This window comes from Streptomyces sp. NPDC039424, assembly GCF_055639495.1.
On the sequence record NZ_JBVKAI010000003.1, the window covers coordinates 196,071 to 210,150 of the forward strand.

Sequence of the window (14,080 nt, forward strand, 5' to 3'; positions counted from 1 at the left end):
GGGTTGGCGAGGTTGTTGAGGGAGGTGGCGAGGGCGGGCAGGTAGGCGGCGGGGTTGGTGTGGGCGAGGTCGGTGTAGATGCGGACGGCTTCGTGGGCGGGTTCGAGTGCGGCTTGGCGTTCTCCGGTCTCAGCCAGGCGGACGGCGAGGTTGTTGAGCGCCATAGCGAGGTTGGGGAGGTATGCATCGGGCATGGCATCGGCCAGCCCGGAGTAGATCTCCATTGCCTCGCGTGAAGGTTCGACGGCAGCCTCCCGCTCCCCCCGCTCGGCCAGAGCGACTGCGAAGCCATAGAGCGCCTTCGCAAGATGCGGCAGAGCACTGTCCCGGTCCCAAGCCACAAGTTCACGCAGGGTGTCGATACCCGGCCCCGGCCCCCCGGTCCACACCGCATGAGTCGCCAGCCACTTCCGCACGTACGGATCGACCGCCCCCCAATCCCCGACCCGTGCCTGCCTCCTGAGCAGCCCCACGACCGCCCGCAGCACCGCCTCCCCGGCAGCGGCACCCCCGGGCCCCTCGCGCCCCCTCAGGTACGACACGAACTCCCGGTGATACAGCCGGTACACGGCCTGCGAGTTCTCGCTGTCCTCGACGATGTACCTCCCGTATGCGGACAGCACCCAGTCCACATCCCCCTCGTCATAGGTGACGCTGCCCTCGCCGGACCCGAGCGCCGAAGCCACCGCCTCCCACACCCCACCCGCAGGCATGCCCCGTCCCGCCGCCCACGCCAGGGCGGTCAGCAAATCGCGAGCCGCCCCCGGGAGTTCGGTGCCGTCCTCTCGTACGCGCGTCGGCCCCGACCGCAGATCCTCCTCGAAAGCGGCCTCCACCGAGTCCGGCAGCCGGGCGAGCAGGTCATCGCTCTCCACGACAACGTCCTCACCCTGGCTGCGAATCTCCGCGATCAGGAACCCCGTAACCAGCCGCGCGAAGAGAAACCCCCCGCCCTCCTCCCGCGCCCGGCCCGCCAGGGCCCCGGCGATCTCCGCGACCGCGTCCTCCGCTCCCAGCCCCGCCGCCTCGCACCGCCTGCGCACGTACCCGGTGATGTCCGCCCGCGTGTCCGGCTCACGCTCCAGGTCCACGGCGGTGACGCCCGCTCCGACGTGGCGAACCAGAGCGGCTGACAATGTCTCGCCCTCCGCCAGCTTGCTCCGGAAGGGCCGCTCCCGTGAGCCGACCAGCACGGGAACCATGCGACTCAGAGGGAAGACGAGCTCCTCCACCACGCCCTGCGTGTGCTCGGCCGGCACCTCGTCCAGCCCGTCCAGAACGATCACCGGAGGCGCGGTCAGCTCACGCAGCTCGGCTCGGAAGGCGTCGGCGTTCCTCGGCTCCCGCAGGCCCAGTTGCTCCGCCAGTTCGACCGCCGCCTGCGTGGCGTTGAGCCCCCGAAGATGCACGGCGGCGAACGAACGAGGCTCCCGTACCCCCGGATCCGGGTCGCCCTCCCGCAGCGAGCCCTGCCGTACGGCCTCCTCCCGCTGCACCGGGTCCGCGAGCGTCGCGATACGGCCCAGCACAGCCGACTTCCCGCAGCCGGCCGGTCCGGTCACGAGGAACAGCCCGGGGCTCCCCGCGTCCATCCACTCCACGATCCGTCCGAGCACACGCCGCCGCCCGGTGAAGAACCAGCCCTCCTCCCGGTGCCCGACCCCGCGCGCCGCGAGCACCAGGTGCTCCACGAGGGCGGGCGGGGCGCCGGGTACGGCCCTGGGATTGGGGTAGGCAGGGCGTTCGCCGCCCACTGTGACCTGCTCCGGCTGCTGACCCGGCTCGTCCCACCGCGTGCGTACGGCGGCCAGCAGGTCGACCCCGGTGACGAGTTCGTTGTGCGTGCTCCACGCCGAGAGGTACTCGCCTGTCAGCGGGCCGTCGGCCAGGACGTCGGCCACCGCCTTGAGGAGAGGGCCATAGCCCTCCGAGAGCTCCTTCTTCCGGCAACTCGCCATCGCACCGAGCCACTTCGAGCGGCCGGGCGGCAACGAGGTGCCCTCCAGGTGTTCCAGCGCGACCCGGACGCTCTGGCTCATCCCGGCGCCGGAATGGCAGGCGTCCACGAAGAGCAGGATCTGGTCGGCACCGGACGCCATGGCCGTCGTGACGAGTTGCTCGGCCGTGACGCCGTGCTCACGGAGCCGCATCGTCCGCTCGAACTGGTCTCCGGTGAGCTTCAGATCGCTCAGGACCAGACGGAGGTCCTCCCCGTCGAGCACGCCATGCCCGGACCAGAGGATCAGCGCCGGCCCGTTCCCGCCCTCACGGCGCCAGTGCTCCCGCCACTCCTCCTTCTCCCTCCTGAAGGTTGCGAGGTCGGGAGGATTGTCGGCGTCGGCCCCGATCACCCGTACCGCGAAGCCCAGTTCCCGCAGTCGCCCGGCGATCTCCGCCATCTGGGCCCGCGCTCCCTCCAGCCGGGGGAACTCGTGCTCGTCGGCGTACGACTCGCAGACCACGCACAACGCCGTCGCTCTCGGTGCGGGGCCTTCCGCCGAGCCCTCCTCGGCAGCCCCCGCAGTACCCCCAGTACCCCCAGCCACTTCAGGAGTCCCTCTCCACCACCAGGACCAGCGCTGTCACCGTCGTAGCGTCCGCGCTTCGCGTACCCACCCGCACCCGGTGCGCACCCGCCGCCAGCCCGGTCAGCACCGCCGCGTACCGTCCGCCGCCCAGGTTCCGCATGGCCCGCGTCGTACCGCCCTCCACGCACACGGTGACCGCCAGTTCCTCGTGCCCGGGCACGTCCCCCGGCACCGTGACCGCGACCTCGCACGCCTCGCCCTCGACGACCATGTCCGGAATGCTGACGCCCAGCGGGGCCGCACCGGCCGCCTCGTCCGGGCCCCGGTGCACCGGCGGCGCACCCGCGAGCCAGCCCCACAGCGCCCAGCGCACGGCTTCGTTGTTCTGCAGGGAGCCGTGCTGCTCCCACGGTGTGTACGCGGCCCCGCCCGGCCCCACATGGGCGCTGGACAGCCGGGGCACCCGCCCGTCGCCGCCCTCGTCGGCGCCGCCGATGGTGAGGAGTCCCGTCAGCACGCCCTCGCCGTCGAGGCGCGCGGTGGTCGGGGTCGGCTGCAGCACTCCGCTCACCGGCCGGAACTCCACCCCGTACGCGGCCCCGGTGAGCGACTCCCGCAGCACCGCGTGGAACAGTCCGGCATCCTTCAGCAGCGCCTCGTCGACCCCGGGAAGGCCGGTCACCTCGCGGGCGTAGCGAAGGTCGCCGTGCCCGGGGACGCCCTCCAGACAGGCGTAGTCCGGCGTCAGCTGATGCAGGGACGGCAGACTGCGCGCGAACCGGGTGAGATCGAGCCGGAACGGACCGAGACCTGGCCGCAAGCCGTTGACCAGGCACAGGAGCGCGTCGAGCGAGCCTCGGTAGGGCGTTCCCAGCGTGATGACCCGGCGCGTGACCTCCGCGCCGCCGCACCACTCGACGTAGTGCCGGGTGACGAGCCCGCCCATGGAGTGGCACACGAACACGACCTTGGCCCCCGCACGCTCCGGCGCCGAGGCGCGCCAGCGGCCCAGCTCCTCGTCCACCCGCCGGGCCAGCCGCTCGGCGTTGTAACGGCAGGACAGCCGCCAGTCGTACGCGAAGTCGACCAGGTTCACCGGAGTGGCCGGGTCCTCGCCCGGCAGTCGCCGCCGCAGCGTGAAGTTCCGCTCCAGCCAGTCCAGCAGCCCGCTGTAGCCGTCGACCAGGGATGCCACACCGGGCAGGGCGTGCAGGTCGGACATCAGCCCGACGGGACGCACCCCGTCACCCGGGTGCCCGTCGCCCACGTGCGGGGGAAGGGCGAGACGCGTGAGGGATTTCCCGAGTGTCCTGATACCGCGTAACAGGGCCCGGCCCGAGAGCCCCCACACCTCGTTCCCGTCGGCGTCCGCCAAGCGGCTCCCCATGATCCCCGGAACCACGACCACCAGGTCGCCGACCGGGCCACGCTGTGTTGCCATTCCGCCCCCGTGCGTGCGCGTGCCGTAAGGAGACCAGGCTAGTGACGCACGGTACGAAAAGATGCCCCTTCCGTACAGAAAGGGGCATCCGAGCGGCGCCGGTGCCTACGGCAGCGCCAGCATCCGCTCCAGGGCCAGCTTCGCGAAGGCTTCCGTCTCCTTGTCGACCTCGATGCGGTTGACCAGGTTGCCCTCGGCCAGGGACTCCAGGGTCCAGACCAGGTGGGGGAGGTCGATGCGGTTCATGGTCGAGCAGAAGCAGACCGTCTTGTCGAGGAAGACGATCTCCTTGCCCTCCGGCGCGAAACGGTTCGCCAGGCGGCGGACCAGGTTCAGCTCCGTGCCGATGGCCCACTTGGAGCCGGCCGGTGCGGCCTCCAGGGCCTTGATGATGTACTCCGTCGAGCCGACGTAGTCGGCCGCGGCCACCACCTCGTGCTTGCACTCGGGGTGGACCAGGACGTTCACGCCGGGGATGCGGGCGCGGACGTCGTTCACCGAGTCGAGGCTGAAGCGGCCGTGGACGGAGCAGTGGCCGCGCCACAGGATCATCTTGGCGGCGCGCAGCTCGTCCGCAGTCAGGCCGCCGTTGGGCTTGTGCGGGTTGTAGACCACGCAGTCGTCCAGGGACATGCCCATGTCGCGGACGGCGGTGTTGCGGCCGAGGTGCTGGTCGGGCAGGAACAGGACCTTGTCGCCCTGCTCGAAGGCCCAGTCCAGGGCGCGCTTGGCGTTCGACGACGTGCAGATGGTGCCGCCGTGCTTGCCGGTGAACGCCTTGATGTCCGCGGAGGAGTTCATGTACGAGACGGGGACCACCTGCTCGGCTATCCCGGCCTCGGTCAGCACGTCCCAGCACTCGGCGACCTGCTCGGCGGTGGCCATGTCGGCCATGGAGCAGCCGGCGGCGAGGTCCGGCAGGACGACCTTCTGGTCGTCGGACGTCAGGATGTCCGCCGACTCGGCCATGAAGTGCACACCGCAGAAGACGATGTACTCGGCCTCCGGGCGCGCGGCCGCGTCCCGGGCCAGCTTGAAGGAGTCGCCCGTGACGTCGGCGAACTGGATGACCTCGTCGCGCTGGTAGTGGTGGCCGAGCACGAAGACCTTGCCGCCGAGCTTCTCCTTGGCCGCGCGGGCGCGCTCGACCAGGTCGGGGTCGGAGGGCGAGGGCAGGTCGCCGGGGCACTCGACGCCGCGCTCGCTCTTCGGGTCGGCCTCACGGCCGAGGAGCAGCAGGGCGAGGGGAGTCGGCTGTACGTCGAGCTCCGGGGTCTGGGCGGTGGTCACGACACGCACCCTTTCTACTTTTCGTCGAACTGACGCTATCTATCATAGCTTGCTTCACGTCACTTTGACGATGGTCATTGCGTCGATGTGACGTGAATCCCGATGGGGCCGTCCACAGGCTGCTGTCCGCTCCGCCGGGCGTGTGCGAGCATGAAGGAAGAGGAAGAAAACGCGAAAACGCGAATGCCCGGCCCGGAATGAATCCGCGGACCCGCCGGTTGCACTCGTCGGCAAGCAGTCTCCGTACAACCCGGGAGAGATGTAGATGTCCGTATCGGACGAGACCAGCACCGTCACCGACGGCATCGTTCTGACCGACGCCGCCGCGTCGAAGGTCAGGGCACTGCTCGACCAGGAAGGCCGCGACGACCTCGCGCTGCGTGTCGCCGTCCAGCCCGGCGGCTGCTCCGGCCTGCGTTACCAGCTCTTCTTCGACGAGCGCTCGCTCGACGGCGACGTCGAGAAGGACTTCGACGGGGTCAAGGTCGTCACCGACCGCATGAGCGCCCCGTACCTGGGCGGCGCCACCATCGACTTCGTGGACACGATCGAGAAGCAGGGCTTCACGATCGACAACCCGAACGCGACGGGTTCCTGCGCCTGCGGCGACTCCTTCAGCTGACTCCGGCTGAATTCCGGCCGAGCGCCACGAAGGCGGCGGCCCCCTCCGACGGGGGCCGCCGCCTTCGCTCGTTCCCGGGCCTCGGACGGGCCTCGGACGGACCTCGGGCTCCTAGCGCGTCTGCGTGGACGACTTCGGCAGACGGGCGCCCGGGCGCTCCTTCGCGATCCTCTGGCCGTCCGAGCCGACCACCTTGCGGTCGCCGAGCGGCTCGTCGAGGTGGACGGTCCGGTGGTAGACCTTGGCGATCAGCACGCAGATCTTGTTCGTCCAGGGCGTCTCGGTCACCGTGACCGTCACCTTGCCGGAGTCCTCGGTCGCCGACGCCTTGTAGTCGGCGCACACCCCGCCCTCGAAGGCGACGGTCAGGCTGTTGCCCGCCGTGCTGTAGCCCGTCACCTCCACGGACTGCTCGGCCGGTGACGCCGACGGCGAGCTCGACGACGCCAGGTACTTCGGGTCGACGGCCGGATAGGTCACCGTGAAGTCGTCGGAGCCCGCCTCCCGCACCTGGAACAGCCAGGACGGCACCAGCGCCTGCCGGCCCCCGACGGAGTGCGCGGCCAGCCCGAACACCGCCTTCTCGATGGTGAGCGTCTCGCGCGTCGGCGCGGTGGACGCGGACGTCGACGCCGACGTGCCGCACGGCTGTTCGAGCCGGTCCTTCTTCGGTACGGGACTCGCGCAGCCGCCGATACCCATGCGGTGGTCGGTCGCGGGCGTCGCGTTCAGCAGGCCGAGCGTCTTCTGCGCGCTCAGGACGGGATACGTGTCGCCCTTCACCGGCGCCTTCAGCTCACCGTGCCCGCCGACCACCTCGCCCTGCTTGCCGACGGTGAGGCCCGTCGTCCAGCCGTACGTGGGCAGCCCGCCCACCACCGGGTCGGCGTTCACCACCCGCTGGGCACCCATGATCTGGCTCGCGTCCACCTTGGCGCCGTCCTGGCCCAGCGCCTTCAGCACCGGCGCCGCCGCCTTCTTCGCGGCGGCCTCGCTCACCCGCTCGGTGACCGGGGCGCCGGGGTCCTGCGTGCAGACGGTGATCTTCTGGCAGTTGTCGGTGCCGGGCGCGTACCGGCTGTAGCTCCAGGTCCCCGGTGCCTCCTTGTTCACCTGCAGAGTCGGCCCCGACCCGTCCTTCCCGGACCCGACCCGCCAGCTCCGCCCCTCGGCCACCGGCGTCCCGTCGATGCCGAGCGCCTTGGCCAGGCGGGCCACCTCGTCCTTGGTGACCTCACCGTCCGCCCGGTACACCGGCGCCGAGCCGGGACCGCCGGGCAGGCTGCCCTCGGCCTTGTAGGTGACGCCGTACGGGTTGGGCTCACCGGGCGCGATCCCGCCGGTGTTCGCATAACCGTCCAGCGCGAGCGGCGGGGGAGTGCCGCCACCGGACGCCGCGGGGCCCGCGCCCTCGCTCGAACCGCTGTTCGTGCTCGCCGCGAGGTACGCCCCACCGCCACCGACCAGCAGCACGGCGGCGGCCACGGACGCGATGACCGCGGGGGAGCGGCGGCGCGCCGGCCCTTCGTCCTCCGCCTCGCCACTCCGGGGGACCTCGGTGTCCTCGACGTCCGGGGTCTCGCCGGCGGCGGCGTCCGCCCGGGGAGCGTCGGCCTCGGCTTCAGCCTTGGCATCGGCTTCAGCCTCGGCCTCGGGTTCGACCTCGGGGGCCTCACCGCCGTCACCGGCGGGCTCGCTCTCGGCCGCGGTGGCCTCCACGGGCGCCGCCGCTTCGGGCGTGCTGTCCGGCTCCGCAGCGGCCTCGGGCGCGCCCTCCGGCTCCGTAGCCGCCTCGGGCGCGACCTCGGGCTCCGGAACCTCCTTCTCCGCCGAGGCTCCCCCGGCGGTGCCCGCGTCCGCGTCGTCGTTCTCGGGTCGCTCGGTGTTCACCGCATCGCTCCTTGCTGGGTCGTATCCCGCATCCCCTCCGCGGGGGACGGCGATGGGACGCGGCAGGTGAGCGAGCGGTTCCCTCGGCCGGACCGGACTCGAACGGACCGGATGAATCAGTCGCCGTAGTCGGACATCGCGTCCAGCAGCCGCGCCGAGGTCGCGGGGACGCTCACGCCGTGGATGAGCGACGGGGGCACCGGAAGGGAGGAGTCCCGGTCCGGCACCGCCCAGTGCGGAGCCATCCGGGCGCAGTCACCGCGCAGGGACGCAAGGTCGCCGTCGGTGTCGGCCGGGAGAGGGGCGTGCACCTTGAGGTTCGTCATACCGAAACCGTAAGCACGCCGACGTCGGCCGATAAAGATCTACTATCGGGTAGTTTTGCCGCTCCTGAGACCGGCACGGACCAGGTAGCGTGAACTGTCAAGCCGCCTCCCCCAGGAGAACACTCGCCGTGCGCATCGCAGTCACCGGCTCCATCGCCACCGACCACCTCATGACCTTCCCCGGCCGCTTCGCCGACCAGCTGGTCGCGGACCAGCTGCACACGGTCTCCCTGTCCTTCCTGGTCGACAACCTCGACGTACGCCGCGGCGGCGTCGGCGCGAACATCGCCTTCGGCATGGGCCAGCTCGGCACCCGGCCCGTCCTCGTCGGCGCCGCGGGCTTCGACTTCGACGAGTACCGCGCCTGGCTGGAGCGGCACGGCGTGGACACCGAGTCGGTGCGCATCTCCGAGACCCTGCACACCGCCCGCTTCGTGTGCACCACCGACACCGACCACAACCAGATCGGCTCCTTCTACACCGGCGCGATGAGCGAGGCCCGGCAGATCGAGCTGAAGACCGTCGCCGACCGCGTCGGCGGCCTCGACCTGGTGCTGATCGGCGCCGACGACCCGGAGGCGATGCTCCGCCACACCGAGGAGTGCCGCACGCGGAACATCCCGTTCGCCGCCGACTTCTCCCAGCAGATCGCCCGGATGGGGGGCGAGGAGATCCGGATACTGCTGGACGGGGCGACGTACCTCTTCTCCAACGAGTACGAGAAGGGCCTCATCGAGTCCAAGACGGGCTGGAGCGACGAGGAGATCCTCGGCAAGGTCGGCCACCGGGTCACCACCCTCGGCTCGCGCGGGGTGCGCATCGAGCGGGCCGGTGAGGACCCGATCGAGGTCGGCTGCCCGCAGGAGGAGCGCAAGGCCGAGCCCACCGGCGTCGGCGACGCCTTCCGGGCCGGCTTCCTCTCCGGCCTTGCCTGGGGCGTCTCCCTGGAGCGCGCCGCCCAGGTCGGCTGCATGCTCGCCACCCTGGTCATCGAGACGGTCGGCACCCAGGAGTACCAGCTGCGCCGCGCCCACTTCATGGACCGCTTCACCAAGGCCTACGGCGAGGAGGCCGCCGCCGAGGTCAAGCAGCACCTCGCCTGAGCCACGGAGCTACGAAACCCGGCGGACCACATACGCCGAGCCGTGGTCCGCCGGTTCCTCGCCCACGTACTCCTGACCCCGCATCTCGCACCACGCCGGGATGTCCAGGCGCGCCGCCTCGTCGTCCGCCAGGACCCGGACCGTGCCGCCCACCGGTACGTTCCCGATGACCTTCGCCAGCTCGATGACCGGGATCGGGCAGCGCTTGCCGAGCGAGTCGACGACCACCTCGTCCGGCCGCACCACCGCCGCCGCGGGCACCGGTGCGCCCAGCTTCTCCCGCACTCCCGCCACCACGTCCGGCAGCACCGACAGGAACCGCTCGACGTCCTCCTCGGCCGTCCCCGGCGGCAGCGACACCCGCACGTTGCCCTCGCTCAGCACCCCCATTGCCTTCAGCACATGGCTGGGCGTCAGTGTGCTGCTCGTGCAGGACGACCCGGACGAGACGGAGAAACCGGCCCGGTCCAGCTCGTGCAGGAGGGTCTCTCCGTCGACGTAGAGACAGGAGAAGGTGACGATCCCGGGCAGTCGCCGCTCCGGATCGCCGACCACCTCCACGTCCGGCACCGACCGCGCCACCCGCGCCCGGATCCGCTCCGTCAGCTCCCGCAGCCGTAGCGCCTCCCGGTCCGCCTCGGCCCGTACCGCCCGCAGCGAGGCCGCCGCGGCCACCATCGCCGGGATGTTCTCGAAGCCGGGCGACCGCCCCGACTCCCGCTCGTCCACCGGCCCCCGCGCCGCGAACCGCACGCCCTTGCGGACGACGAGCAGCCCGGCACCCGCCGGCCCGCCCCACTTGTGGGCGCTCGCCGTCAGCAGCGACCAGTCGCCCTCGACCCGGCCCCAGCCCAGCGACTGCGCCGCGTCCACCAGCAGCGGCACACCGGCCTCCCGGCAGACCGCGGCCACCTCCGCCACCGGCTGCTCGGTCCCCACCTCGTGGTTGGCCGACTGGAGGCAGGCCAGCGCGGTCTCGGGCCGCAGCGCCTCCTCGTACGACCCCGCCGCCACCCGGCCCGCCCGGTCCACGGCGACCTGTGTGACCGTGCCGCCGTCCGCCTCGTGCGCGTCGGCGGAATGGAGTACCGAAGAGTGTTCGACCGCGGACACGATCAGGTGGCGTCCGACCCGCCGGCGCCCCGCCAGCGCCCCCGCGATCCCCGCATGCACCGCCCGCGTACCGGAGGAGGTGAACACCAGCTCGTCCGCCCGGCACCCCACCGCCTCGGCCATCGCCTCCCGCGCCGCGTCCAACAGCAGCCGGGCCCGCCGCCCTTCTCTGTACAGACGCGCGGGATCGGCCCACCCCTCGTCGAGGGAGGCCTGCAGGGCCTGCCGGGCAACGGGATGGAGAGGAGCGGAGGAAGCGGCATCGAAGTAGGACACACGGCAACGCTAAGCGCCCTGAAGGGGCGCGGGGAACCGCCCGAGAAACCACGACGGATCCGCGATCGCACACAACCGAACTCCCCGAGCCACCAGGCGCCCCCCACCTCCCAACCCCCCTTCGGAGTGACCCGCCGCGCGAATGGCACCCTCCCCGCGAGCCGCCGGTAGGCGTCCAGTAGGGTTTGGTCCGCATAAACATCAAACCCCTGCCCGACGCAGGGCGGCGACCGACCAGCGAGAAGGCCGCAGCCAACCAGCGCGGGCGAGACTCTCGGGAAGGCGCTACGTGAGTCCCAACGGCTCCGACCGCTCGCCGCGGCGCCCGATGCGGCGGAAGCTGCTGCAGGCAATGACCGCGGGCCTGGTCCTGGCGACCGCAACCGGTTGCACATACAAGGACTTCCCCCGCCTTGGTATGCCCACCCCGACCACGGAAGAGGCTCCGCGGATCCTCTCCCTGTGGCAGGGCTCCTGGGCTGCCGCGCTCGCCGTCGGCGTGCTGGTGTGGGGCCTGATCCTGTGGAGCGCCATGTTCCACCGGCGCAGCCGCACCAAGGTCGAGGTACCTCCGCAGACCCGGTACAACATGCCCATCGAGGCGCTGTACACGGTGGTCCCGATCATCATCATCTCGGTGCTGTTCTACTTCACGGCACGGGACGAGTCGAAGCTCCTGGACCTCTCCAAGAAGCCCGATGTCACGGTCAACGTGGTCGGCTTCCAGTGGAGCTGGGGCTTCAACTACATCGAGAACGTCCCCGGTTCCACCGGTGACGCCAAGACGAACGCGAACCTGGACGCCATTCCGAACCGGTTCAAGGACGCCTTCCCGGCGAACGCCGGCGGTGTCTACGACGTCGGTACGCCGGGCACGCGGAACCCGCAGACCGGCAACCCCGGTCCGACGCTGTGGCTGCCCAAGGGCAAGACGGTCCGCTTCGTCCTCACCTCGCGTGACGTCATCCACTCCTTCTGGGTGCTGCCGTTCCTGATGAAGCAGGACGTCATCCCGGGCCACACCAACGCCTTCCAGGTGACTCCCAACCAGGAGGGCACCTTCAGGGGCAAGTGCGCCGAGCTCTGCGGCGTCGACCACTCCCGGATGCTGTTCAACGTGAAGGTCGTCTCCCCGGAGCGCTACGAGCAGCACCTCAAGGACCTCGTCAAGAAGGGGCAGACCGGTTACATTCCCGCCGGCATCGCGCAGACGAGCCACGAGAAGAACCGGGAGACGAACAACCTGTGAGCATCCTCAACGAACCCCAGGGTGCCGCGGCGGCTGACTCTTACGAGAACGAGCTGCCGGTCAGGCGCAAGCAGCCCGGCAACGTCGTGGTGAAGTGGCTGACGACCACCGACCACAAGACGATCGGGACGCTCTACCTCGTGACGTCGTTCGCCTTCTTCCTGATCGGCGGCGTCATGGCTCTGCTCATGCGCGCCGAGCTCGCCCGGCCGGGCGAGCAGATCATCTCGAACGAGCAGTTCAACCAGGCGTTCACGATGCACGGCACGATCATGCTGCTGATGTTCGCGACGCCGCTGTTCGCCGGCTTCACGAACTGGATCATGCCGCTGCAGATCGGCGCGCCGGACGTGGCCTTCCCGCGGCTGAACATGTTCGCCTACTGGCTGTACCTGTTCGGCTCGCTGATCGCGGTGGCCGGCTTCCTCACCCCGCAGGGTGCGGCCGACTTCGGCTGGTTCGCCTACGCCCCGCTGTCGGACGCGATCCGCAGCCCCGGCATCGGCGCCGACATGTGGATCATGGGTCTGGCCTTCTCCGGCTTCGGCACCATCCTCGGCTCGGTCAACTTCATCACCACGATCATCTGCATGCGCGCACCGGGCATGACCATGTTCCGCATGCCGATCTTCACCTGGAACGTGCTGCTGACCGGTGTCCTGGTCCTGCTGGCCTTCCCGGTGCTGGCCGCCGCGCTGTTCGCCCTGGAGGCGGACCGCAAGTTCGGCGCCCATGTCTTCGACGCCGCCAACGGCGGATCACTCCTGTGGCAGCACCTCTTCTGGTTCTTCGGCCATCCAGAGGTGTACATCATCGCCCTGCCGTTCTTCGGCATCATCAGCGAAGTGATCCCGGTCTTCTCCCGGAAGCCGATGTTCGGCTACATGGGTCTGATCGCCGCGACGATCTCGATCGCCGGTCTGTCCGTGACGGTGTGGGCGCACCACATGTACGTCACCGGTGGCGTGCTGCTGCCGTTCTTCTCCTTCATGACCTTCCTGATCGCGGTCCCGACCGGGGTGAAGTTCTTCAACTGGATCGGCACCATGTGGAAGGGCAGCCTGTCCTTCGAGACCCCGATGCTGTGGGCCACCGGCTTCCTGATCACCTTCACGTTCGGTGGTCTGACCGGTGTCATCCTGGCCTCGCCGCCGATGGACTTCCACGTCTCGGACTCGTACTTCGTGGTGGCGCACTTCCACTACGTCGTCTTCGGCACCGTCGTCTTCGCGATGTTCTCCGGCTTCCACTTCTGGTGGCCGAAGTTCACCGGCAAGATGCTCGACGAGCGCCTCGGCAAGATCACCTTCTGGACGCTGTTCGTCGGCTTCCACGGCACCTTCCTGGTCCAGCACTGGCTGGGTGCCGAGGGCATGCCGCGCCGTTACGCGGACTACCTGGCCGCCGACGGCTTCACCGCCCTGAACACGATCTCGACGATCAGCTCGTTCGTGCTCGGCCTGTCGATACTGCCGTTCCTCTACAACGTGTGGAAGACGGCCAAGTACGGCAAGCCGGTCGGCGTCGACGACCCGTGGGGCTACGGCCGTTCGCTCGAATGGGCGACGTCCTGCCCGCCGCCGCGGCACAACTTCCTCACCCTGCCGCGGATCCGCAGTGAATCCCCGGCGTTCGACCTGCACCACCCCGAGATCGCCGCACTCGAGCAGCTGGAGCACGCCGGTCACGGCAGCAGCGCCATCGCGGGCAGCAAGGAGGCCGGCAAGTGAAGATCCAGGGCCGGATGTTCATCTGGCTGAGCTTCTTCGTCCTGATCATGGCCGTCGTGTACGGCGTGTGGTCGAAGGAGCCGGCCGGTACCACGGCGCTCTTCCTGGCCTTCGGCCTGTGCATCATGATCGGCTTCTACCTGGGCTTCACCGCCCGGAGGGTCGACGCGGGTGCGCAGGACGACAAGGAGGCCGACGTCGCGGACGACGCGGGCGAGCTGGGCTTCTTCAGCCCGCACAGCTGGCAGCCGCTCGCCCTCGGTGTCGGTGGCGCGCTGGCCTTCCTCGGTGTCGCGGTCGGCTGGTGGCTGCTGTACTTCTCGGCGCCGATCATCATGATCGGCCTGTTCGGCTGGGTCTTCGAGTACTACCACGGTGAGAACCGCACCCAGTAGTACACACACGCTGTAGCACGCGCCGAGCGCACCGGGAGCCCGGACACTCCGTCAGGAGGTCCGGGCTCCCGCCGTTGGCGTACGACGCCTCCCTCGTCCGAGTGACCCAGCGCGCTC

Annotated in this window: 10 protein-coding genes and 1 pseudogene; 5 read left to right on the forward strand and 6 right to left on the reverse strand. The window is 70.2% G+C overall.

The window, feature by feature from the left end; genetic code table 11:
- From ACZ7L0_RS09125 to nadA, 3 genes and pseudogenes are all read right to left on the reverse strand, one after another.
- Window positions 1–2,462, reverse strand: a pseudogene (locus ACZ7L0_RS09125) (tetratricopeptide repeat protein); the annotation flags it as partial.
- Window positions 2,463–2,547: 85 nt separating this feature from the next.
- Window positions 2,548–3,969, reverse strand: a complete 1,422-nt coding sequence (locus ACZ7L0_RS09130; protein ID WP_471241785.1) for an alpha/beta hydrolase — start codon at window positions 3,967–3,969, stop codon at window positions 2,548–2,550.
- 105 nt (window positions 3,970–4,074) lie between these two features.
- On the reverse strand, window positions 4,075–5,259 hold the full coding sequence (nadA, locus tag ACZ7L0_RS09135; protein WP_471241786.1) for a quinolinate synthase NadA: 1,185 nt from the start codon (window positions 5,257–5,259) through the stop codon (window positions 4,075–4,077).
- Window positions 5,260–5,524: 265 nt separating this feature from the next.
- On the opposite strand from nadA, the gene ACZ7L0_RS09140 reads away from it, so the two are divergent.
- Window positions 5,525–5,881 (forward strand): HesB/IscA family protein, encoded by a 357-nt coding sequence (locus tag ACZ7L0_RS09140; RefSeq protein ID WP_269658862.1) that lies wholly within the window; start codon window positions 5,525–5,527, stop codon window positions 5,879–5,881.
- A gap of 111 nt (window positions 5,882–5,992) precedes the next feature.
- Here ACZ7L0_RS09140 and ACZ7L0_RS09145 read toward each other — a convergent pair whose 3' ends face one another.
- Window positions 5,993–7,771 carry a hypothetical protein gene (locus tag ACZ7L0_RS09145; RefSeq protein ID WP_471241787.1) on the reverse strand — a complete coding sequence of 593 codons (1,779 nt, stop codon included), beginning with the start codon at window positions 7,769–7,771 and terminating at the stop codon, window positions 5,993–5,995.
- A gap of 116 nt (window positions 7,772–7,887) precedes the next feature.
- Window positions 7,888–8,097, reverse strand: coding sequence for a hypothetical protein (locus ACZ7L0_RS09150; protein WP_471241788.1), 210 nt, complete (start codon window positions 8,095–8,097; stop codon window positions 7,888–7,890).
- A 128-nt stretch (window positions 8,098–8,225) separates the two neighbouring features.
- On the opposite strand from ACZ7L0_RS09150, the gene ACZ7L0_RS09155 reads away from it, so the two are divergent.
- On the forward strand, window positions 8,226–9,200 hold the full coding sequence (locus tag ACZ7L0_RS09155; protein WP_471241789.1) for a carbohydrate kinase family protein: 975 nt from the start codon (window positions 8,226–8,228) through the stop codon (window positions 9,198–9,200).
- A 9-nt stretch (window positions 9,201–9,209) separates the two neighbouring features.
- Here ACZ7L0_RS09155 and ACZ7L0_RS09160 read toward each other — a convergent pair whose 3' ends face one another.
- Window positions 9,210–10,589, reverse strand: a complete 1,380-nt coding sequence (locus ACZ7L0_RS09160) for an aminotransferase class V-fold PLP-dependent enzyme (RefSeq protein ID WP_471241790.1) — start codon at window positions 10,587–10,589, stop codon at window positions 9,210–9,212.
- A 289-nt stretch (window positions 10,590–10,878) separates the two neighbouring features.
- Here ACZ7L0_RS09160 and ctaC point away from each other — a divergent pair, with 289 nt between their 5' ends.
- Genes ctaC through ACZ7L0_RS09175 form a run of 3 tightly spaced genes read left to right on the forward strand, consistent with a single transcriptional unit; the run spans window position 10,879 to window position 13,963 of the window.
- On the forward strand, window positions 10,879–11,838 hold the full coding sequence (gene ctaC, locus ACZ7L0_RS09165; RefSeq protein ID WP_471241791.1) for an aa3-type cytochrome oxidase subunit II: 960 nt from the start codon (window positions 10,879–10,881) through the stop codon (window positions 11,836–11,838).
- Window positions 11,835–13,568, forward strand: coding sequence for an aa3-type cytochrome oxidase subunit I (gene ctaD / locus ACZ7L0_RS09170; RefSeq protein WP_471241792.1), 1,734 nt, complete (start codon window positions 11,835–11,837; stop codon window positions 13,566–13,568). Before ctaC ends, ctaD begins: the two co-directional genes overlap by 4 nt.
- Window positions 13,565–13,963 (forward strand): cytochrome c oxidase subunit 4, encoded by a 399-nt coding sequence (locus tag ACZ7L0_RS09175; RefSeq protein ID WP_361132450.1) that lies wholly within the window; start codon window positions 13,565–13,567, stop codon window positions 13,961–13,963. Before ctaD ends, ACZ7L0_RS09175 begins: the two co-directional genes overlap by 4 nt.
- The last annotated feature ends 117 nt before the right edge of the window (window positions 13,964–14,080 follow it).